The sequence below is a fragment of the Kitasatospora herbaricolor genome, assembly GCF_030813695.1.
Lineage (GTDB): Bacteria > Actinomycetota > Actinomycetes > Streptomycetales > Streptomycetaceae > Kitasatospora > Kitasatospora herbaricolor.
The window spans coordinates 545361-566693 of the sequence record NZ_JAUSVA010000002.1 but is presented as its reverse complement, the minus strand read 5'-3'; the positions used below and the strand labels follow the sequence as shown (position 1 = coordinate 566693).

General features: G+C 75.5%; 19 protein-coding genes and 1 pseudogene. 11 read left to right on the top strand and 9 right to left on the bottom strand.

The window, feature by feature from the left end:
- Window positions 1–2: 2 nt before the first annotated feature.
- The gene (locus J2S46_RS02935; protein ID WP_191291397.1) at window positions 3–1760 is read left to right on the top strand and encodes an alpha/beta hydrolase; all 1758 of its coding nucleotides are present in this window, start codon (window positions 3–5) and stop codon (window positions 1758–1760) included.
- A complete protein-coding gene (locus J2S46_RS02930; RefSeq protein ID WP_073922475.1) occupies window positions 1757–2350 on the top strand; it encodes a hypothetical protein in 594 nt (197 codons plus the stop codon). Before J2S46_RS02935 ends, J2S46_RS02930 begins: the two co-directional genes overlap by 4 nt.
- Window positions 2351–2493: 143 nt before the next feature.
- Here the strand turns inward: J2S46_RS02930 and J2S46_RS02925 are convergent, their stop codons facing one another.
- Window positions 2494–2892 (bottom strand): VOC family protein, encoded by a 399-nt coding sequence (locus J2S46_RS02925; protein WP_191291398.1) that lies wholly within the window; start codon window positions 2890–2892, stop codon window positions 2494–2496.
- Window positions 2893–2984: 92 nt separating this feature from the next.
- Here J2S46_RS02925 and J2S46_RS02920 point away from each other — a divergent pair, with 92 nt between their 5' ends.
- Both J2S46_RS02920 and J2S46_RS02915 read left to right on the top strand, forming a co-directional pair.
- Window positions 2985–4184, top strand: coding sequence for a helix-turn-helix transcriptional regulator (locus J2S46_RS02920; RefSeq protein ID WP_191291399.1), 1200 nt, complete (start codon window positions 2985–2987; stop codon window positions 4182–4184).
- 147 nt (window positions 4185–4331) lie between these two features.
- Window positions 4332–4955: a histidine phosphatase family protein gene (locus J2S46_RS02915; protein ID WP_191291400.1), complete on the top strand. Its 624-nt coding sequence runs from the start codon at window positions 4332–4334 to the stop codon at window positions 4953–4955.
- Window positions 4956–5000: 45 nt separating this feature from the next.
- On the opposite strand, the gene J2S46_RS02910 is transcribed toward J2S46_RS02915, so the two are convergent.
- Window positions 5001–5882, bottom strand: coding sequence for an SCO6745 family protein (locus J2S46_RS02910; protein WP_191291401.1), 882 nt, complete (start codon window positions 5880–5882; stop codon window positions 5001–5003).
- Window positions 5883–6101: 219 nt separating this feature from the next.
- Window positions 6102–6812: a DUF2306 domain-containing protein gene (locus J2S46_RS02905; RefSeq protein WP_191291402.1), complete on the bottom strand. Its 711-nt coding sequence runs from the start codon at window positions 6810–6812 to the stop codon at window positions 6102–6104.
- Between the two features lie 397 nt (window positions 6813–7209).
- Between J2S46_RS02905 and J2S46_RS02900 the strand changes: the two genes are divergently transcribed.
- On the top strand, window positions 7210–8418 hold the full coding sequence (locus J2S46_RS02900; protein ID WP_191291403.1) for a sensor histidine kinase: 1209 nt from the start codon (window positions 7210–7212) through the stop codon (window positions 8416–8418).
- Window positions 8415–9113: a response regulator gene (locus tag J2S46_RS02895; RefSeq protein WP_191291404.1), complete on the top strand. Its 699-nt coding sequence runs from the start codon at window positions 8415–8417 to the stop codon at window positions 9111–9113. Before J2S46_RS02900 ends, J2S46_RS02895 begins: the two co-directional genes overlap by 4 nt.
- A gap of 215 nt (window positions 9114–9328) precedes the next feature.
- Here the strand turns inward: J2S46_RS02895 and J2S46_RS02890 are convergent, their stop codons facing one another.
- The 3 genes and pseudogenes from J2S46_RS02890 to J2S46_RS02880 form a co-directional block, all read right to left on the bottom strand.
- Window positions 9329–10021, bottom strand: a complete 693-nt coding sequence (locus J2S46_RS02890; protein ID WP_191291405.1) for an aspartate/glutamate racemase family protein — start codon at window positions 10019–10021, stop codon at window positions 9329–9331.
- 81 nt (window positions 10022–10102) lie between these two features.
- Window positions 10103–11041, bottom strand: a pseudogene (locus J2S46_RS02885) (MerR family transcriptional regulator).
- Between the two features lie 92 nt (window positions 11042–11133).
- On the bottom strand, window positions 11134–12027 hold the full coding sequence (locus tag J2S46_RS02880) for an isocitrate lyase/phosphoenolpyruvate mutase family protein (RefSeq protein WP_229912925.1): 894 nt from the start codon (window positions 12025–12027) through the stop codon (window positions 11134–11136).
- A 270-nt stretch (window positions 12028–12297) separates the two neighbouring features.
- Here J2S46_RS02880 and J2S46_RS02875 point away from each other — a divergent pair, with 270 nt between their 5' ends.
- Complete coding sequence (locus tag J2S46_RS02875) at window positions 12298–12510, top strand: hypothetical protein (RefSeq protein WP_191291406.1); 213 nt, start codon at window positions 12298–12300, stop codon at window positions 12508–12510.
- Window positions 12511–12905: 395 nt separating this feature from the next.
- On the opposite strand, the gene J2S46_RS02870 is transcribed toward J2S46_RS02875, so the two are convergent.
- Together J2S46_RS02870 and J2S46_RS02865 are read right to left on the bottom strand one after the other, a co-directional pair.
- On the bottom strand, window positions 12906–14075 hold the full coding sequence (locus J2S46_RS02870; RefSeq protein WP_191291407.1) for a hypothetical protein: 1170 nt from the start codon (window positions 14073–14075) through the stop codon (window positions 12906–12908).
- Between the two features lie 403 nt (window positions 14076–14478).
- A complete protein-coding gene (locus tag J2S46_RS02865; protein WP_229912926.1) occupies window positions 14479–15696 on the bottom strand; it encodes an FAD-dependent oxidoreductase in 1218 nt (405 codons plus the stop codon).
- Window positions 15697–16045: 349 nt separating this feature from the next.
- Here J2S46_RS02865 and J2S46_RS02860 point away from each other — a divergent pair, with 349 nt between their 5' ends.
- Together J2S46_RS02860 and J2S46_RS02855 are read left to right on the top strand one after the other, a co-directional pair.
- Window positions 16046–16540 (top strand): peptidylprolyl isomerase, encoded by a 495-nt coding sequence (locus tag J2S46_RS02860; protein WP_191291409.1) that lies wholly within the window; start codon window positions 16046–16048, stop codon window positions 16538–16540.
- A 398-nt stretch (window positions 16541–16938) separates the two neighbouring features.
- Entirely contained in the window at window positions 16939–18531 is a 1593-nt protein-coding gene (locus tag J2S46_RS02855) for an MFS transporter (RefSeq protein WP_191291410.1), read from the top strand.
- An 81-nt stretch (window positions 18532–18612) separates the two neighbouring features.
- Here J2S46_RS02855 and J2S46_RS02850 read toward each other — a convergent pair whose 3' ends face one another.
- On the bottom strand, window positions 18613–18912 hold the full coding sequence (locus J2S46_RS02850; RefSeq protein WP_191291411.1) for a hypothetical protein: 300 nt from the start codon (window positions 18910–18912) through the stop codon (window positions 18613–18615).
- A 313-nt stretch (window positions 18913–19225) separates the two neighbouring features.
- Here J2S46_RS02850 and J2S46_RS02845 point away from each other — a divergent pair, with 313 nt between their 5' ends.
- Window positions 19226–20128, top strand: coding sequence for an aldo/keto reductase (locus tag J2S46_RS02845; RefSeq protein WP_191291412.1), 903 nt, complete (start codon window positions 19226–19228; stop codon window positions 20126–20128).
- 154 nt (window positions 20129–20282) lie between these two features.
- On the top strand, window positions 20283–21158 hold the full coding sequence (locus J2S46_RS02840; RefSeq protein WP_191291413.1) for a hypothetical protein: 876 nt from the start codon (window positions 20283–20285) through the stop codon (window positions 21156–21158).
- The last annotated feature ends 175 nt before the right edge of the window (window positions 21159–21333 follow it).

Below are 21333 nucleotides of genomic sequence, written 5' to 3'. Positions count from 1 at the left end.
CCATGGACATCGCGACCCTGCGGGACGCCAGGCCCGCCGACCTCTACGAGGCCGCCACCGCGTACGACAAGCTGGCGGAGAACTTCGGCCGGCACGCCGGTACCTGGAAGGACGGCGTCGACACCCGGGTGAAGAACTCGCAGTGGACGGGCAACGCCGCCGACCAGGCCGAGACCAGCCTGTCCCAGACCACCGCCAAGCTCTCCGCCGCCCAGATCGAACTCGGCATGATCGGCCCCGTCCTGCGCGACGGCGCCGAGGCCTTCCTGCTCGCCCAGTCCAAGCTGCTGGACGCCCTGGACGAGGCCAAGGCCGGTGGCTACACCGTCGGCGACGACGGCGCCGTCTCCTGGCCCCCGGCCAGCCCGGGCGAGCGGCACGACCCGGACTTCCAGAACCCGTCGGTCAAGGGTCACCAGATCTCCGACCGGATCAACAACGCCCTCTCCGAGGCGGCGCACGCCGACGAGGTGATCGCCCAGCGCCTGCGGCACTACACCGACAACGCCAAGAACGGCACCGGGCTCGACCTCGGCACCGCCACCACCGAGCTCACCAGCAAGATGATGAACGTCTTCGGCGGCGAGGAGGACCTCCTCGCCAAGGGCATGCCCGCCGCCAACGCCTCGCCCACCGAGGTCAACTCCTGGTGGAACGGCCTCACCGCGGACGAGCAGCAGCGACTGGTCAAGGACCACCCCGACCTGATCGGCAATCGTGACGGCATCCCGGCGGAGGCCAGGAACACCGCCAACCGGGCCGTCCTGCCGGGCCTGATCAAGGACCTGGAGAACAAGCCGAACCGCACCGAGGACGAGCAGACCAAGCTGGACGGCTTCAAGAAGATCCAGGGCCGGCTCGCCGAGGAGGACGGCAAGGGCAACCCGCCGGTCTTCCTGATGGCCATCGGCACCGAGGGCCAGGGGCGGGCCGCGATCTCCTTCGGGAACCCGGACACCGCCGACGACGTGGTCGCCTACGTGCCCGGTCTCGGAACCAAGGTCGGCGACGTCGGCGGAAAGGACGGCAACCGCGCCAAGGACCTCTGGACCGAGGCCCAGAAGGCCGACCCGTCCCGCAGCACCGCCTCCATCACCTGGCTCGGCTACGACGCCCCGCAGCTCAAGGGCGCCGAGCAGGAGACCCTGGCGGTGGCCGGCACCCAGCGCGCCGAACAGGGCGGCGCCGGCTACCAGCAGTTCCTGCAGGGCCTGCGGAGCACCCACGAGGGCACCCCCGCCCACGTCACCGCCCTCGGCCACAGCTACGGCTCGCTGACGGTCGGCCAGGCCGCGCAGCGCCCGGGCGGCATCCCCGCCGACGACATCATCCTGGTCGGCAGCCCGGGCACCGGTGCCCAGAAGGCCGACCAGCTCGGCGTCGGCTCCCAGCACGTCTGGGTCGGCTCCGCCGAGCACGACCCGGTCACCCACCTGCCGAGCCACTCCGAGACCAACGGCATGCTCGGCGGCGCCGGCATCGGCCTGGTCACCGGCGGCATCCCCGGCGCCGTGGTCGGCGGGATCATCGGCGACCAGGTCGGCAAGTCCGGTGACCCGCACGAACTCTGGTTCGGCCAGGACCCGGCCAGCAGCGAGTTCGGCGGCCGCCGGTTCGACGTGGCGGACGGCGAGTGGCAGCACTCGCACTCCGACTACTGGAACCAGGACTCCGGTGGCAGCGGGGGCAACTCGCTGCGCAACCTCGGCAGCATCGTCTCCGGCCACGGCGACCGCGTGAACCTTCAGGAACCCCGATGAACCACCGTGCACTTCGCGCCGTAGCCGCGCTCGCCGTCACCGCCCTGCTGGTCGGCGGCTGCTCCTCGGCCGGTGCGGACACAGAGAAGAAGAGGACCCCGAGCATGGACGCCTCCGAGGCCCGGACCAAGATCGACGCCCTGCTGGACGGCACCACCAAGGCCATCGTCCCGGCCGTCCAGTTCAGCGACGACGCCTACACCAGCAGCGAGAACACCGAAGGGATGAACGACCGCCCGGACGGCACCACGCACCTGTCCAAGAACCGCTACGTGATGACCAAGGTCTCACAGGCCAAGTACGGCGCCCTGCTCGGCCTGGTCGAGCGGTACTGGAAGGCCCAGGGCTACACCATCACCAGCGTCAACTCCGACGACCGGATGCCGGCCATCGACGCCCAGGCCGGGGACGGCGTGGGCGTGCACATCCAGATCGGGTTCCCCGGCAACGTGACCCTTTCGGCCGGGGTCGGCGCGGTCAAGGACCCGCAGACCCGCTACCCGTTCGGCCCCGGCACCCCGCTGCCCACCGACGCCAAGGGCAACCAGGACCTGCTGCCCAAGGTGGACGACCCGTTCTGGTCGCACTGACCGCGGGGCCGGCCGCACCGGCCGGCCCCACCCGCCCCCGCCCTCGTCGCCCTCCGGCGGCGGGGGCGGGGGCGTTGCGGGCCGTGCGCCGGTGCTGTTCGCCCTCCCTCCGCACCCCGCCGCGCGAGGGGTCGTGCCCGGTGTCAGCGGGCGAGCCTCGCCCGTGCGGCCGGGGTGACCGGCGTGAAGAAGTTGACCAGGTTGCCGTCGGGGTCCCGCAGCAGCAGCGACCGGTTGCCCCAGGGCAGGGTGGTGGGCGCGGCGACGAAGTCGCCGACGAAGCCCGCGAGGTTCCCGTACACCTCGTCCACGTCGTCGACCAGGAACTCGATGATCACGCTGTGGTTCTCCGCCGGGCGGGCGGAGCCGGGCGCGAAGAGGGGGACGGTACGGGTGCCGGCGACGGCCAGGGATGCGCCGGGCGTCCGGACTTCGGCGAAGTCCTCGGTGGCCCAGCTCGCCGGCACGCCGGTGGCCTTCTCGTAGAAGGCGACGAGGCGCGCGACGTCGCCGGTGATGATGCGGATCGAAACGAAGTCCATGGTGTTCTCCCAGGTGGGCGCAGTGGCTGTCCCTCGCAGGCTAGGACGGATAGCGGACGGATTCGGTCCGGTATTGCCGTTAGGCTCCGGGTATGTCTCGACCTGCCGGGCGTGTGCTGACCCTCCTGGACCTGCTGCAGTCGGGCGGTGTCCGGACGGTGGCCGAACTCGCCGACCGGCTCGGCGTCGACGGGCGGACGGTGCGCCGCTACGTGGGCCAGTTGCTGGACCTCGACGTCCCGGTGGAAACGGTGCGCGGCCGCTACGGCGGGTACCGGATCGGCCCCGGCTACCGGTTGCCGCCGCTCATGCTGAGCGACGAGGAGGCGCTCGCGGTGCTGCTCGGCCTGGCCGCCGGCCGCCGGGCGGGGCTGGTGACGGCCTCGGACACGGCGAGCGGGACGGCGGCGGCGAAGATTCGCCGGGTGCTGCCGCAACGGCTGGCCCGCCGGCTCGACACCGTGCTGGAGTCCCTCGCCTTCACCACCCCGCCGGGGGAGGGCGTGGAGCCGGACGCCGAGGTCCTGCTCACCGTCGCCGACGCGGTGCGCCACCGGCGGCCGCTCATGATCAGGTACACCGACCGCGCCGGGGAGCGCAGCGAGCGCGTGCTGCACCCGTACGGGATCGTCGCCCACGCGGGCCGCTGGTACGTCACCGGCAGGGACCCCGGGGCGGACGCCGTCGGGGCGGGGGCGGCCTGCGGACGAGGAGCGGTCGGAGCCGGAGCGGACGCGTCGGGTGCGGGCGGGGCGGGTGCGGGCGGGGCGGGTTCCGGCGCGGCGGATGCGGGCGGGCCCGGTGGGGAGCGAACCTTTCGGCTGGACCGCATCGCCGGTGCGAGGCCCCTGCCCGGTGCGTTCGAGGTCCCCGCCGGGCCCGATCCGGCGCAGCGCGTGCTGACGGGCTTCGCCACGGCCGCTTACCGGCACGAGGTGACCCTGCGGATCCACGGGACGGTCGCTCAGATCCGCGCCCGGCTCCCGGCCGCCGTCGCGACCCTGGAGGAGCCCGCGCCGCCCGCCGAGGGGGCCGACCCGGCTGCCGAGGAGTGGCGGCGGGTCCACCTGCGGGTGGAGGAACTCGGCTGGCTGCCGCCGGTACTGGCCTCGCTCGACCGGCCGTTCGTGATCGAGCGCCCCGACGAACTGCGCGAGCTCGTCGCCGGGCTCGCCGACCGCCTCAGGTCCTGGGCCCGCCGGCCTGCGCCGCCGTCGGGACGTGCCCGGCGGGCGGCGCCCGCGCCTCAGCCCGGGCGTACCGAACCCGTCCAGAGGGCGGCGGAGGCGTAGAAGCACTGCGCCTGGTGGTCGCGCAGCACCAGCCACAGCTCATCACCGCGGCCCGGGGAACCGGAGTCCGTGAGGGCGACGTCCAGCAGGAGTACGCACGAGTTCCCGCAGGAGCGGCGGGAACGCCACGATCGAAGGAGCGGCACGATGACGGGGACGGCAACCCGGTACCTCTACCTCGCCCGGCACGGTGAGGCGGAGTCGGAGGACGGGCCCTTGACGGCGAACGGCCGCCGACAGGCGGTCCTGCTCGGCCGACGTCTTCGCGACCGTCCCGTCACCCTGCTGCACCACGGCCCGCTCCCACGCGCGGCGCAGACCGCGACCCTGATCGCCCAACAGCTGGACGGCGTCGTCCCGCAGGTCTCGGACGCCGCCGGGGACTACGTTCCGCACCTGCCCGAGCGAGCCGAACTGCCGGCCGACAGTGCCGACTTCCTCCTGCGCTTCCTCGACGGGGTCACGCCCGAGGAGCGCGGGACCGGCCGGCGGCTGGCGGGTCAGGCCCTGGACCTCTTCACCGGTCCGGTGGCCGGCGACGAGGACCGGCACCAACTCGTCGTCACGCACGGCTTCCTGGTCGGCTGGCTGGTCCGGCACGCCCTGGACGCACCGGCCTGGCGCTGGCTCGGCGTCCACCCGGCCAACGCCGCCCTCACCGTCATCCGCTACCCGCCGGGCCGGCCGCCCTCCGTCCTCGTGCACAACGACACCCGGCACCTGCCGGACGAACTGCGCTGGACGGGCTTCCCGCCCGAACTACGGCTGTGAGGGCGGAGCCCGCCGGCCGCGGCCGGGCCGGGAGCCCCGGCCCGGTCACCAGGTCGGCGCCGGCACGGTGGTGATGCCCAGGGTGCTCTGCATCGGCAGCAGGCCGGCCTGGATCACGCCCAGGAAGAACGGCACCATCAGCTCCATGAAGCGCTCGGAGCGCTCGGCGCCCAGGGCCTCCCACGGTCCGGCCGCCAGCTGGTCGGTGAGGCGCTCGACCTCGTTCCGGCCGGCCCGGCCCGCCTCGGTGACCAGACCCTCGGTGTCCAGCCAGCCCCGCGCGGCGAGCCGGTCCCGGGCGGCGGACCACTCCTCGTCCGTCCAGCCGCGGCCGCCGAAGTTCTCGGCCGGGGCCGCGCCGACCGCGGCGAAGGACACCAGGGACTCGCACGGGTCGAGTCCGGCCGCCAGCAGTGCTGCCAGGTGGCCGTCGCCGCGGTGCTCCCGCAGCACGGTGAGGGCCTGCCAGAGCGCCAGAGGGGGTTCGTCCGGCCACGGCAGGGCGGCGTTGGCGGCGGCGAGCGGCCGCCCGGCGGTCACCGCGGCCTCCGCCGCCAGCCGGGCCAGGCCCACCAGTTCGGCGAACTCCGCGGTCGCCAACCGCCCGTCGAACAGGCCCCGGTAGATGGCGTCCACCGACCGCAGCCGGGCCGCCAGCACCTTCGCCGGGTCGGCCACATCCCAGGCCTGCGGGACGTACCTGCCCACCGCCGCCGGGCTGAAGCTGTAGCAGACGGCGGTGGCCAGCGCGGTGCTCGCGGCGCCCAGCGGGGCCGTCCGCCAGGCGAAGTAGCTCGGCCAGCGCTCGTCCAGGTCGTAGCCGAGCGCGCCCGCCTCGGCGGCGGCCTCCGGTGCGAAGTAGAGCACCGCGTGCATCGGCTCCAGGTGGTGCCAGGCGCGGCGCGGCAGCGCGCGGTCGAGCGGCATGGGAGGTCCTCCTGGGGCGGCGGCGGGTCGGTAGCCGATCGAACACCACCCGGTGCCGTGGTGTCCAGCGCCGGCGCAACCGGTGGCCCGGACCCCGTTCAGGCTCGGCCCGTCCGGCCGCCGATCCCTTCCCCCAAGGGATGTGACGGTACGTCGGCCCTGCCGCGCGACCGGACGAAGGAGCGGCCGCGGGGCCGGGCCGGCTGCGGGGCCGGGTGGTTACGCGGCCGGGTCGCCCGCTGCCGGCCCCGCGGCCGGCCGGCCCGTCCGGATCCGGGCGATGACGTGTTCGGCCACCAGCAGGTTGAGCAGCCAGCCCGCCCAGGCGCCGCTCTCGTACGCCTGGCCGAACGGGACCCCGGCGGCCGAGAAGCCCGAGATCCACAGCCGGAAGGTGACCCCGGTGAAGATCAGCGCGTAGGACCGGACCATCCAGATCCGGTGCCGCGTCACCGCCCCGCGCCGGATCGAGACGAACGCCGCCACCGTCGCGACCAGCAGCAGCACGGCCAGCGCGGCGAACCCGAGCGGCGCGACCGGGCCGAACAATCCCTTCGGCACCAGCAACAGGCCTCCGACGGCCGTCGCCAGCGCGGCGGCCAGGTAGACCCGGCCGATCAGCCGGTGAAGGGCCGGCCGGCGGGTCCGCAGGCGCGGCGGGAACTGCCAGGGCCCGAGGACCAACGCCACCACGCCGCCGCCGACATGGAGCATCAGCGGGGCCAGTTCGGCGAGGTAGGTCGCCCGCTGCTCCGGCAGGAAGGAGTCCGGGTCGAGCGTGAAGTAGCGGGCGGAGAGCAGGGCGATCGCGGTCGCGGAGGCGGTGATCGCGATCCACCCGGCCCGGCGCAGACCGCCGGCCGGCGGTCCGTGGCGGCGGGGGTCGGACGGGGCGTCGGCAGGGGCGGGGGAGTTCATGGCGGGCTTCATGCCGGGGACGCTACGGACCCGGCCGGGCCGCCCACGTCCCCCGGCCGGGGCCCGCGCCCGTACCGGTGGCGGGGTACCCGCCGTCCTCCTACCCCGACGGGGGCAGGGCCGTCGTACCCCTGGGGGGCGATGTGCGGCGCACCCCGCCCCGCTAGGGTCCGGAGCGTTCACCGCTGTCGCGGTGCGCACCACCCACCGGAGCCGCGATGAGCCTGCCGACGTCGAACGCACCCCTGCCCGTACCCCTGACGCCCACCGGCACCCCGGACTTCGCGGCGCCGCTGCCCGACCGGCCCCCGGTTCGTTCCGGGCGGCCTTGCGCGGGGTCATGACCGCCGCCCCCGCACCCCCCGCCCCTGCCACGGCCACGGCCGCTTCCCGGCCCGAGCGCGGTCCCATGAGCGCCGTCCGGCGCCTGCCGGCCGCGCTTCGGGCGGCCCGGCCACCCGCCGCCGTCGTGGACGGCGCGGCAGCCTCGGCCTTCCTGGCCGCGATGGCCACCGAACGCCTGGGCGCGGCAGGGGACATCCGTGTCGGGCCGGTACCCGCGCTCGCCCTCAGCGTGCTGCTCGCCGGCGCGCTCGCCCTGCGCCGCAGGGCGCCGCTGGCCGCCTACCTGGCCGGCACCGCGGCGCTGTCGGCGGAGGCCCTGTTCGTCCTGCCCAGCCCGCTCTCGCCGTACGCCAACCTGGTCGGGCTGTACTCGCTCGGCCTGTACGCGACCCGGGGCCGGGCCCTGCTGGGGCCGGTGGTGGTCCTGCCCGGCATGGCCGCGTACTTCGCCGGCCTGGCCCACACCTACCCGGCGGTGCCCGCCGGGGTCCTCTTCGTCTGGCTGCTGGCCTGGGCGGTCGGCTTCGCCACCGCCCGGCGCCAGGAGGAGCGGGAGCGGGCCCGCCTGCTGCTCCGCCGCCGGGTGGTGGTCGACGAACGGGCCAGGATCGCCAGGGAGTTGCACGACCTGGTGGGTCACACGCTGAACGTGATGCTGGTCCAGGCCGGTGCCGCCCGCCGCGTCCTGGCCCGGGACCCGGAGCAGACCCGGGAGCTGCTGGCGGGCCTGGAGCACACCGGCCGGGAGGCGCTCGACGAGCTCGACCGGGTGCTCGGCCTGCTCCGCCGTCAGGGCCCGCCGCCCGAGCTCGGGTCCGGCCCCGGCCCGGGCGTCCTGCCCGCCCCGGCCCCCGCGCCCGGGCCGGGGCCGCAGCCCGGTCTCGCCGACCTGCCCCGGCTGATCGGGCGGACGGGGCAGGCCGGACTGCGGGTCACCGCGCGGCTCGATCCCGCCGCCGGCGACCTGCCCCGCACCGTGGACCGCTCCGCGTACCGGATCGTCCAGGAGGCCCTCACCAACACCGTCAAGCACGGCCGGGCCGGCACCGGCACCGGCCCTGTCGAGGTGACCGTGACCGTCGCCGTACGCACCGAGGCCCGGGTGCTCGACCTCCTGGTCCGCGACAACGGGTGCGGCGTGCCCGGCGGCTACGTCCCCGGCCGGGGGCTGCTGGGCATCGCCGAACGGGTCGCGATGTTCGGCGGCAGCCTGGAGCACGGGGGAGGTGACGGGGGCGGGTTCCGGCTGCGGGTGACGCTTCCGCTCGGATGACCGTCCGGGTGGTGGTCGCGGACGACGACGCCCTGCTGCGGGCCGGGGTGGCCCTGGTGCTCGGCACCGAGGACGGCATCGAGGTGGTCGGTCAGGCCGCCGACGGGCTGCTGGCGGTCGAGCTGTGCCGGACCCTCGCGCCGGACGTCGTCCTGATGGACGTCCGGATGCCGGGCATCGACGGGATCGAGGCGACCCGGCGGATCGTCGCCGCCGGACTGGCCACCCGCGTGCTGGTCCTGACGACGTTCCACCACGACGACTACGTCTGGGGCGCGTTGCGGGCCGGCGCCGGCGGCTTCCTGCTCAAGCGGGCCTCGCCGGAGCGGCTGATCGACGCCGTCCGCACCCTCGCGGAAGGCCACGCCCTGCTGGACCCGGCCGTCACCCGCGACCTGGTCGGCCACCTGGTCGCCCGCGGCCCCGCCCCGCCGGGGGCCGCCGCCCCGGACCCGCGGCTCGACCGGCTGACCACGCGCGAGCGACAGGTCCTGCAACTGGCCGCCGAGGGCCACTCGAACGCGGAGATCGCCGCTCTGCTGGTGGTCGCCGAGTCCACCGTGAAGACCCACATGAAGCGGGTCCTGGCGAAGACCGACGCCCGCGACCGCGCCCAGGCCGTCGCCATCGCCTACTGGGGCGGCCTGATGGCCGGCCCGGACGGCGAGGACTGGACGGGCCTCGGGCGGGCCTGACGTCTCTCCCGGTGTCGCCGGCGGACGGTGGGCCGGGCGGATCCGTCGGGACCGGCCGCCGGTTCCGGGGGCCGCCACCGGCGCCCGACCACGAGGGGGCGGGTGCTCGCCACCGGGCTGGGCGTCCGCCCGCGACGAGAGGGCGGACGAGGCTCCCCGGCAGGGCGGCCCCGGCCCCCCGGGCCGGTCGCGGGCGCCCGGCGACCCGCCGGCGGTCAGTCCGCCAGCGCGGCGTCCACGGCGGCGCGGGCGTGCAGGCTGGTGGTGGCGAACACCGGGACGGGGCTGTGCTCGGGGCCGATCAGCAGCTCGATCTCGGTGCAGCCCAGCACGATGCCCTCGGCACCCGCGGCGACCAGGTCCGCGATCACGGCCCGGTAGGCGTCCCGGGACTCCTCGCGGACGATCCCCAGGCACAGCTCCTGGTAGATGACCCGGTGCACCTCGGCGCGGCCGGTGGCACCGGGGACGAGCACGTCCAGGCCGTGGCTCGCGAGCCGGTCCCGGTAGAACTCCTGCTCCATCGTGAAGGCGGTGCCCAGCAGCCCGACCTTGCCGAGGCCGGCGGCGAGCACCGCGGCCGCCGTGGTGTCCGCCAGGTGCAGCAGCGGCACGGAGACGGCCGCGGCCACCTGGCCGGCCACCTTGTGCATGGTGTTGGTGCAGATCAGCAGCAGATCGGCGCCGGCCGCCTCCAACGACCTGGCCGCTTCGGCGAGCACCTCACCGGCCCGCTCCCACTGTCCGGCGCTCTGCAGCGCCTCGATCTCGGCGAAGTCCACGGAGTGGAGCACGCACTTGGCCGAGTGCAGGCCGCCAAGGCGCTCCCGCGTCAACACGTTCAGCAGACGGTAGTACTCCGCGGTCGATTCCCAGCTCATCCCGCCCAGCAGCCCGATGGTCTTCATCGGGCCACCTTGGCACAGGCCCGGCCGCTCCCGGCCGGCGGGCGCCCCTTCGCGGACCGGGCCGCCAGGCCACCGCCCCGGCTACCCGGCGGCCGGGCTTCGCAAGGCCCGCAGGGACCAGTCGAACACCGGAGCCAGGCTCTCCGGGGCCGGCCAGCCGTTGACCACGGGGAGCAGCCGCAGGTACCGCTCCCGGCGGGGGTCGTGCGCGGATTCCAGCCGCTCCAGCAGGTGCCGCCGGAGCCCTTCGTCGGCGGGCCGGCCGAGCGTGGCCGCGCACTCGGCCAGCAGCGCCGGGACGACCGGTCCTGCCCCGGCCGAGGCAGGACCGGTGCCCGCCGCCGGCGCCGGGCCGGCCTGCTCGCGGGCGGCCGCCACCAGGTCGCGGCGCAGGCCTGCACGGCCCCCGTCGGCCCGCGGCTGTGCGTACAGCTCGGCCAGCCGCCGTACGACGGCGCGGAAGTCCCTGTCCTGGCAGAGTTCCGCCAGCTCGATCCACGCCTCGACCTGCTCGGCCGCGGGGTTCTCCGGCAGTTCGGGCGTCAGCGAGCGGGCGATACCGGCGAACCGGGGGTCGGTGTACAGGCCGCCGAAGACGGCGTCGAGGAAGTCGCCGGCCAGCCGGCGGCGTTCGTCCTCGGTGAGTGCGGCGAGTCGGTGCATGAGGTCCATCTCCTCCGGGGTGGAGCCGCGCCTGGCCACCGCCGTCAGCACCGCGTGCCGTCGGCGCAGCAGCTTGATCTGCACCGCCAGGATCTCGGCCTGCGCCGCGGCCACCTCGGCGAGCGGGAGCTCCCGGTCCACTACCCGTCGGATCGTCGGGAGGTCCAGGCCGAGGTCACGCAGCGTCCGTACGAGTTCCAGCCGTACGACGGCTTCGGTGCCGTACCGGCGGTAGCCGGCCGGGCTGCGCCGGGTGGGCGGCACGATGCCGCAATCGGCTTAGAACCGGATGGCCTTGACGGTCGGTCCGGTCCGCCGGGCCAGATCACCGATCGAGTGGAGCGTGTCCCCGTTCATGGCCTCACCTTCGCGTCTCCCCCTACGGGAGACTCAAGCCCATGCCCGGGCGGGCAAACCGGTGCCCCGGAGGCCTGCCCGCCCGCCCCCTGTCAGCGGACGAGGCGCTGCACCTCGGCGTAGCTCGGCAGCGGCGTGTCCGGGCCGGTGGCCGGGCGGCCGGCCCGGACGGCGAGGGCCGCAGCGGTGGCGGCTCCGAGGGCCAGACGGTAGAGCAGGGAGCCGAGGCTGACCCGGGCGACCCCGAGGTCGGCGAGCTGCGGGAACGCCGGGCCGGTGGGGGAGTGCAGGACGTTCAGCGGGACGCCGAGGTGCCGGACGAGGTCCGCGATGATCTCGGGGTCGGCGAGGCCGGGGACGAACACCCCGTCGGCGCCGGCCTGCTGGTAGGCGTCGAGCCGGCCGGTCGTCTCCCGCTCGTGGCCGCCGAGCCAGTGCGTGTCGGTACGGGCGTTGACGAAGAGCCCGGGGGCGGCGGCCTTCACGGCCGTGATCTTCGCCGCGTGCAGCGCGACGGGGGCCAGCGAGCCGTCGGCCCGGCCGTCCTCCAGGTTGATGCCGGCCACCCCGGCGGCGGCCAGCTCACCGGCCAGCTCGGCCACCTCCGACGGGTCGTCGCTGAAGCCGCCCTCCACGTCCACGGAGACGAGGAAGGGTTCCTTGCCGAGCCGCCGGGCCAGGCGCAGGGCCGCCGGGTCCAGCCGCGCGCAGTCCGCCTCGACCAGGGCCCGCCGACGGGCGTGTGCCTCGCCCGAGCTGAACCGGGCGACGGTGGCGCGCAGCCAGGCCATCGCGCCGGCCGCGTCGTCGCCGCCCGTTGCGCCGCCCCCTGCGATGCGCCCTTCGCCGCCCGTTCCGCCGCTCGTGTCGCCCGGGCCGGTCGGCCGCCAGGCGGAGGGCTCGGCGGGCAGCGGGACGAGCCGCGGGTCGGCGAGCGCCGTCCCGATGTCGGCGTACCGGGTGAACTCGTGGGCTGCGGTGGTCATGCGCTTCACTCTAGGAGCGCCTCGCTTCGGCCGGCGCCGAACCGTGCCGAAGGCACTCGTAGGCGGCGGGTTCCGCTCCTCGCTGCGGAGAAGCAGGCCCGAACTCCCGGAGTTCACCCGGTCGCGGCGGCCGTCCCGCTACATTTGACGGACGGCCAGGGCCGTACGGCGTTCCGGGCCGCCACCCCGGGGCGGAGCAGGGACGGCGGCGCTGTGCCGGGCGTCGCCGGCAACCGGCGTCCCGGCCGGGCGCCGCGAAGGAGCTGCAGGATGACGACTCACGACGCACCGCCCGTGCGCGAGCCGGTCAGCGAGGACGAGGCCGACGCCCTGCGTGCCCTGGCGGCCAAGGAGCGTGACCGCGCGGCGACGCTCGCCGGCGTCCTGGAGGACGTCGCCCTCAACGGCCTGCCCGCGCCGGAGGAGTGCCGGCCGTGGGAGGAGATCCGCGAGGAGCACTTCCGCCGGCTGGCAGGCGAGTAGTCCGGCCGGCGCGCCACCCGGCCTTTCGAACGGCCCCGGGCCGGCCGCGTCCTGACGCCGGTCGGTCGTTCAGAGACTCCCGAAGGCGCGAGTAGTCCGGCCGGCGCGCCACCCGGCCTTTCGAACGGCCCCGGGCCGGCCGCGTCCCGACCCCGGTCGGTCGTTCAGAGACTCCCGAAGGCCGATGGGGAGGCGACCCCGGCACCGGCGGTCCGGGACTCCACCGAGCGGAACGACGTGGGCAGCCCCGCGGCCGGGAACGACCGTTCGCCCTTCCCCGGTACGACGGCCCGGCCGGCCGGGCGGGCGGTGCCCGTCGACCAGGTCGAGGGCCTTCAGCCCCTGCGCGAGCGCCCCGCCGCGCGCGGCCGCGCCTGGGCCGGCGCCGCCGGCCCTCACACCGGTAGCCGGGAGGCCTCGCTCTCCAGCAGCGGCAGCAGCAGGTCCAGCGCGGCCGCGCGCGGGCTCGCCAGCGGGCTGGGCAGGTCGAGCGACTGCAGACGGCCCCGCCGGACCACGTACGCGACGGCCTGGTCGATCTCGGCGGACTTGTCCTCGGACAGTGCCGCCGCCAGCAGCAGGGCGTCCCGGCACGGGCCGTCGGGCCGGCCGCCGGTCAGGGCGCGGATCCGGTCGGTGCATCCGGCGGCGCGGGTGGCGGCCGCCAGCCCGGCGAGGGCGAACCGCAGGGCCTCGTCGCCGCCGGACCAGGCCGCCAGCAGGGCCGGTGCCACCGCCTCCACGGCCAGCCGGGGCGCCGCCTCGTCGGCCGTCTCGGCGGCGACGAGACCGTGCGCCGCGAGCCGGTCGGCGGCCGCGGCGGCCCGGCGGTCCGCGAGCGTCGCGGCCCCGGAGAGCAGGGTGATCAGCCGGGCCCGGCACCCGGAGGGGACGTCGGGCCGGAGCGCGACGGCGGCCAGCAGCGGGACGTGCAGCGCGCTGTCGGCGTCGCAGGCCCCGTCGTACATCACGCTGTGGGCCAGGTCGAGCAGGACGTCGGGGTCGTCGTCGGGCAGCGTCGGCGCGGTCAGCCACTCCTCCAGCACCTCGCTGCCGGCCCCGCCGCGTTCGTGCAGCTCACGGGCGGCCGCGTACACCGAGTCCTGCAGCGGCGGCAGTGTGCGGCCGGTGTCCGCGCAGGCCAGCGGCGGCTGTGGCTCGGCGTCCTCCTGCGGGGACGGGAACTGCGCGACGATCTGCCGCCGCACCTCCCGGGCGGCGGACGGGTCCACCTCGCGGACCAGGGCGTTCGGCCCGACGGGGACGGCGCCGGCCTCCGGGTAGCCGGTGCCGTAGCCGACCCCGTAGCCGCCGAAGGTACGCGCGACGGTGTTGACGGCCACCCGCTCCCACCCGTAGTGCCCTCCGGACGCCAGGCCCTCGTCGTCGGCGAAGGAGATCACGTGCCACCAGCCGTCCACCCGCCGGCCCGCGTCCGAGGCCTGGTCCGGGTACACCAGGCGGGCCTCCTGGACGGCGACCTCCTGATGTCCACGGGCGCCGAGCGCCAGCACCACACTTCGGGCGGGCTCCTCACCCGGTACCAGGAGATCAAATCGGTCCATCACGGCATTCCCCTCCATCCCGGCAACGGCCCCCGCCGCCAGGGCCGGGACCAACCGATGCCCGGACGCAGCCGGGACCGCAGGAGAAGAGCGTAGGAGACGGGTCCGACAACGACCCCACCGGCACCGGATCCTGGGACACGGGGGGCCGCGCCGTGACATCCTGGGAGGTCCGGTCCGGGGAGGTGGTCCGGACGCCACGCGCAGGGTTTCGCGACCGAGGGGGCAAGCCGCGCCGGTCGCGCGGGGTGCCGTCCCGGGCGCGGCTCCCAGGGTCGGCCGACATCATCGGCCCGCCACGGAGCGCGCCGGGGACGAGTAGCGCCGGGGACGAGCAGCGGGGGAGCAGGGTGCGCGCGCCGCCGGGCCTGGCCCGGTCAGGCCCGTCCGCCGAGGCGGCGCCTCAGGCCGGCAGCTCGGCCGGGGGCAGCGGGGTGTCCCAGTCCAGCAGGCGCAGCAGGTCCGCGTCGACGCCCGGTGCGGGCCGCTCGGAGTCGCGCGGCGGAGCCGCGGCGGGCGAGGGCCGGTCGGTGCGGCCGGCGGTGAGCCGGGCACTGGTCACGGTGTTCTGCTCGGCCCTGGGCCGGCGCAGGGCCTCGTAGCGGGCCAGCGCCGCTTCGTGCGCAGCGGCGGGCGAACCGCCGTCCGGGCCGGCCTCGCGCAGCGCCTTGGCCAGCACCACCGCGTCCTCCAGGGCCATCGACGCGCCCTGACCGGTGGCCGGTGACGCGGCGTGCGCGGCGTCGCCGAGCAGGACGGCGCGCCGCCCGCGCCAGCGGCCACCGGGCGGCAGGTGCCGGGCGTTGGTCACCATCAGGCGGTCGGTGGTCGCCGCGACGATGTCCGCGGCGGGGGTGCGGTCCGGGCGCAGCAGCGCCAGCAACTGCTCGCGCCACCCGTCCGGCCCGGTGCCGGCCAGCTCCTGGGCGCTCGCCGGCGGGCCGGGCACCCGCGCGAACCAGTAGGCCTCCCCGCCCGGGGAGTGGGCGTAGCCGAAGGCGGCGCCGCTGCCGCGGACCATGGTGATCCGGTCCTCGGGCCCGCCCGACGGCGCCGGGGCGTCGGCCGTGTACCCGTAGAAGACGCGCTGGCCCGCGTACTGAGGCCGGTCGCCGTCCGGGTCGAGCTGCGAGCGGACGGCGGAGTGCAGCCCGTCGGCCCCCACCACCAGGTCCGCGTGCGCCGTACCGCCGTCGGCGAAGCGCACGGTGACACCCCCGGCGCTCTCGGTGAGACCGGTGAGCCGCTCCCCGTGCCGCAGCGGGATCCCCCGCCGGCGGACCTCGGCGCGCAGGGCCTCGCCGAGCTCGGCGCGCCGCAGGCAGCGGTAGCGGGTGGGCGGGTGGTCGTGCTCCCCGAGCGGCACGGTGGCCAGCTCCCGGCCGCCCTCGTCCAGCACGCTCATGGTGCTGAGCGGGAAGCCGAGCCCGTTCACCGGCGCGGCGGCGTCGAGCTGCGCGAGTGCGCGCATGCCGTTGCTGGCGAGGGTGAGGAACGCCCCGGCGTCGTCCCCGCCGTCCGGGTGGGCCTCGTGGACGGTCACCTCGAAGCCGGCCTTGTGCAGCCCCAGGGCCACCGCCGCACCGCCGATGCCACCGCCGACGACCATGATCCTCGTCACTCCGGCGCCTCCTTCGGGTTCCATCCCGGCTGCTCCGGCCGGGGTCTGACGGCGGCTCATCCTGACGGGCCCGCCAAGGTCGTCCCGCCATGAGCCTGTTCCCACCGCGACCCTAGCCGCCGGTCGTACCCGACCTGCCCGGAACGGCCCGGCGCGGCCGAAACCCGCCCTGCGTACCCGGCCTGGTCCGTGCCTGCGTCGGCGCCGGGCAGGGGCTGGTGACGAGCGCGGTGGGCGGGTGGTCCCGGGCTGTTTCCGGACGGCCCCGTGCGGCCGGGCGCGAGTGCCGTGTGATGTCTTCGGGGCGGACGATGCGGTGCCTGCCGGTGAGATGGTGCAGGATAAGGACATGTCTCAAAACGTTTACTTCGACATCACCATCGACGGCGAGGCCGCCGGGCGCATCGTCTTCCAGCTCTTCGACGACGTCGTGCCCAAGACCGCGCAGAACTTCCGCGAGCTGGCCACCGGCCAGCACGGTTTCGGCTACGCCGGTTCGGGCTTCCACCGCGTCATCCCCGAGTTCATGCTGCAGGGCGGTGACTTCACCCGTGGGGACGGCACGGGCGGCAAGAGCATCTACGGCGAGAAGTTCGCCGACGAGAACTTCACCCTCAAGCACAACAAGCCGTTCCTGCTGTCCATGGCGAACGCCGGGCGCAACACCAACGGCTCGCAGTTCTTCATCACCACGGTGCTCACCCCGTGGCTCGACGGCAAGCACGTCGTCTTCGGCGAGGTCGTCGAGGGCCAGGACCTGGTGACCAAGATCGAGTCGCTCGGTTCCCAGTCCGGCAACACCCGCGCGAAGATCGTCATCGACGGCTCGGGCATCGTGGAGTAGTTCCCCGCCCCCGCGGCAGTGGGGTGCGGATGCGGGGCCGGCCCGGCAGGGCGGCCCCGCCGCGCCACGGTCGTACCGGCCGGGCCATCGCGGACCGACAGCGTCCGCGGCGGCCCGGCCTGCGTCGTTCCGGCGCGAACGGCTTCCCGGTCGCCCGTCCCCACGGGGAGCCGCCGCGGTTCCCTCCGGCCACCGCCCTGGTGCCGCCCGTGCCCCGGGAACTGCCGGTCGCGGACCGGCCGGCGCACGCGGCCGCCCCCGGAACCGCCTCCGCGGCAGGTCCGTCCGGTGGAGTCGCGGGCGCTCCCCAGGGTGTCGACCGGTGACGCGGCGGCCCCGCCCCGATAGTGGGGAGGTCCGCCCCGGCGACAGGCCGGCGAGATCTGGGGAGCCGGTTGATGGACCGTCCGACAGCCTTGTCGCACCGTGGCTACTCGGAGCACCGCTGGAAGGCGCTGGCCGGGATGTGCGTCGCGGCGGGCATGGTCTGGCTGTCGTTCGCCGACTTCGGGGTGGCCGTCCCGACCATCTCCCAGGAACTGTCCGTCTCGCTTCCCGACCTGCAGTGGGCCAACAACGCCTTCAGCCTTTCCACCGGGGCGCTGGTGCTCGCCGCCGGCCGCCTGGGCGACGTGTACGGGCGCAAGCGGATGCTGGAGATCGGCCTGCTGGTGATGGGCGCCGTCTCGCTGGCGACGGCCTTCGTGCCGGGCGTCACCGGCATGATCGTCGGCCGCGGGGCGATGGGTGTCGGCGCCGCGCTGATCCTGCCCGCCACGCTGGCGCTGATCCCGCCGATGTTCCCGCCGGAGGAGCAGCCCCGGGCGTTCGGGGCCTGGATGGCCGTCGCCTGGGTCGGCCAGGCGGCCGGCCCCGCCGTCGGCGGCGTCCTCACCGGCCTGCTCGGCTGGCGCTCCACCTTCTGGATCAACGCCCCGCTGGCGCTGGTCGGCCTTTGGCTGGTGCGCCGGGCCGCGGTGGAGTCCACCGACCCGAACGCCTCCCGGCACATCGACGTCCCCGGCCTGCTGACCAGCGCGCTGGCCGCGTTCTGCCTGCTCTACGGGTGCACGGCCGGGCAGGAGGAGGGTTTCACCGACCCGCTGATCATCGGCCTGCTGATCGGCTCGGTGGTGCTGGCGGGCCTGTTCGTCTACCTGCAGAAGCGCCTGCCGGACCCGCTGATCGACCTTCGGCTGTTCTCGTCCCGGCCGTTCTGCGGCGCGCTGGTGGCGAACTCCGTCATGAACATCGTCTTCGCCGGGGTGAGCTTCCTGCTCACCCTGTACCTGCAGGAGGTCCGCGGCTACGGACCGGTCGCGGCCGGGCTCCTGCTGCTGCCCTCGACCGTCACCATCCTGCTGTTCAACCCGTTCGGCGGCCGGGTCTCCGCCCGGCGCGGAGCCCGGCTGCCCGTGGTGATCGGCGTGCTGCTGCTGGGCGTCGGCACGCTGGTGGCCGCGATCATCGGCCGGCACTACAACTACGCGATCCTGGCCGCCGGCCTGCTGGTGCTCGGCGCGGGCCTGGGTCTGATGTCGATCCCGCTGTCCGACACCGCGGTGGCGGGGCCGCCGGAGGAGCTGGCCGGTACCGCCTCCGGGATGTTCAAGGTGACCAGCATGCTCGGCGGGGCCTTCGGGGTCGCCGTGACGGTCGCCGTCGAGCAGGCCGTCGAGACCAACCAGGCGATCGACCGGGCCAAGGCCGCCGGCCTGTCCGACGCGGACGCCCAGCAACTGGGCAACGCCGTGACCGACTCGAAGCTGGCCGATCAGATCCTCTCCTCCGTCGACCAGGCGACCGGCGACGCGATCACCGCCGCCTTCCAGCAGGTGGAGGCGATCGGCGCGGGCCGCGCCATGGGCCTGGCCGGCCTGCTCGCGGTGGTCGCGGCCCTCGTCCTCCCGCTGATCTGGCGGACCGGCCCGGCCGGGCGGGCCGAGCGGGCCGGGGCCGCCGAAGCGGTCAGGCCGACCGAGGCCTCCTGACCGGGTGTTCGGGCCCCGGTGGCCGGGCGGACGCGTGGCGTACGCCGCCCCACGACCACCGGTCGGCCGCCGCCGGACGGGTCACCAGTAGTCGGCCGTCGGCTGCCGGACGGCCGGGCCGCCCGAGTGCGGGCCGCGGACATAGCCCTTCGGCGGGGCGGGCAGCGCGGCGACGCAGGCGACGGAGCAGGCGTTGACCAGCAGCGGCAGGACGTCCGTGGCCACCCGGAGGGAGATCCACACCCGGCGCGGCCGGGTGACCGGTCCGTCGCAGACGACCCGCCGTCGGTCGGTCGCCCGGCCCTGGTCGAAGCAGCCGCAGCTGTCCTGTCGGTCGCCGCGGGCTCCGGTCGCCGCCGGGGTCTGCGGGCTGCTGTCCATCCGGTCACCCTCACGGTCGTTGCGGATCCCGACGGGGCGCCTGTGATCGTCCGGCAGCGAACGACCAGGATGTCCCAAGGGTCGCACCCCGCTGACGGTCACGGCGACCAGGCCGGTCAGGCACGGCCTTCCGTTGCTTCCCCGAGCGTCTCTCAGCAGGTCCAACGGCTGGGCCGCGACTGATCGTTCCCGAGCCGGGTGTGACAATTCGCCCGTCCCGCGGCCCTGTCGGGACGCCTTGCGGCACCTCATACTCCAGGTTCCGGCGAGGCGGCGGACTGCCGTCCGCGAAGGCGAAGGGAAACACGGCAGAGTGAGCGCGGCGGCTGCGGGGACTTGGAAGCTCGGGGACAAGGAGGTCAACCGGATCGGCTACGGCGCGATGCGGCTGACCGGCAACGGCATGGCCGGGAACTCGGACGGCCCGCCGATCGACCGCGACCACGCCGTCCGTCTGCTGCGCCGGGCGGTCGACCGGGGCGTCGACCACATCGACACGGCCGCCTTCTACTTCTCCCCGTTGCGATCGGCCAACGAGCTCGTCAACCGCGCGCTGTCGACCGGGCAGGACGACGTGGTCGTCGTCACCAAGGTCGGGCCGGGCCGCGATCCGTCCGGCGAGTGGCACGCCATGGCCCGCCCCGACCAACTGCGCGGCCAGGTGGAGGAGAACCTCCGCCAGCTGGGGCGGGACCACCTCGACGTGGTGAACCTGCGCCGCAACGGTCCCGGCATGCCGTCCGTCGCGGAGCACTTCGGCGCCCTCGCCGAGCTGCGCGAGGCCGGTCTGATCCGGCACCTGGGACTCTCCGCCGTCCGCCCCGAGCACGTCGTCGAGGCCCGGGCGATCGCCCCGGTGGTCTGCGTGCAGAACTCCTACGGACTCGACTGGCGCCGGGCCGACGAAAGCGGCCTGGTGGACCTCTGCGGTGAACTCGGCATCGCCTTCGTCCCCTTCTTCGCGGTCGCCGGACTGCGCCGCGAGGCGGCCGCCGGGCAGGAGCGGGACGACCGGGTCCGGGCGGTCGCCCGCGCCCACGCCGCGACGCCGGCGCAGGTACGGCTCGCCTGGACCCTCCACCGCGGGCCGCACGTGCTGGCCATCCCCGGCACGACCGACCCGGCCCACCTGGACGAGAACATCGCGGCGGCCGGCCTGCGGCTGACCCCTCAGGAGGTGGAGCTGCTGGGGGCGCCGGTCGCTGACGGTCCGTGATCCGGTGACCGGGTGATCGCCGGCCCCGGCCGACCGGGCGGGGCCGGCCGGGGCGCAATTGCCCGGGCGCTGTCGGGCGGCCGTTCTAGGATCGGTCCGGTCCGTCCGCCGAGCGCCGGTGCGGCGGTTGTCGAGGGGGAGCCGGGGGCGGCCGATGCGATGGCGACGGAGTGGGAAGGACGCGCGCGAGCACGCCCAGGAACCGGCCGAGGCCCTCCCCCCGGTGGCGGCCGCGCCCCATCGCTGGGGGGAGCGCGGCGAGTACTGGAAGGAGTGGCTGCGGCGCTCGCCGGGCGGGGGCGACCTGCTCGTCTGGTGGACGGACGCGGGCGGCGACATCCGCAGCCTGGTCGGGGACGCCCGGTACCGGGAGCGGCTCGCCGAGCTGCTGTCCCGGGCCTCGCCGCGCGACTGCGCCGCCCTGGGGCTCGGCTGCACCCGGCGGATCGACCGGTCCTGCCGGGAGCCTTGGACCTGCGCCCTCGACCCCGAGCGCCGGCCCGACGCCGGGCCCCGGCCGAGCCGCTGCGGTCCGGTGCCGGGCGCCTGCGACGCCTTCCTCGACTGCTGGACGGAGTTCGGGCTCACCGTGCGCTTCACCGCCGACGACCGGCATCGGGCCGTGCACCTCCGCGACCGGACCGACAGTGACCGGGTGAGCCTGTGGGTGGACGGCGTCCCGGTGGCGGAGGGGGCCTGGCTGGACGAGTCGGGCCGTTGGGTGGACGAGCGCCTCTACGTGGTCGATGCCGCCGGCCCGGAGGACCACCCCGAGCAGGACTTCACCTTCGGCCACCTCGGCCATGTGATCCTCTCGGTGGTCGTCCACGATGTCGAGCGGGCCGCCACGCAGGTCCTCGTGCCCCGGTTCACCGAGAGCTGGACCGATCCGGTGGTGCGGCGGGACGGCGACACCTGGCGCCTCTACCCGCACCGGGCCGCCCTCGACGCCGGCCGGCCCGACCGCGTCCTCCCGGTCGAGCCGCCGGCCGGACCGGCCGGCGCCGACGCGGTGGTCCGACCCGTGTGACGCAGTCGGCGGGGCAGGCCGACCCCCGTGCCGGTGCGTGCCGCAGGCGGCCGCGAAGTGCCTCCTGAGGCCCTGGACCTGACGCAGTTCGGCCTGCCGGCGCTCGTGTCGACGACGCCGCGTCGCAGGACGAAGAGCTGGTCGGCCCGGCGGGCCGGCAGGGTGCGGTAGGCGT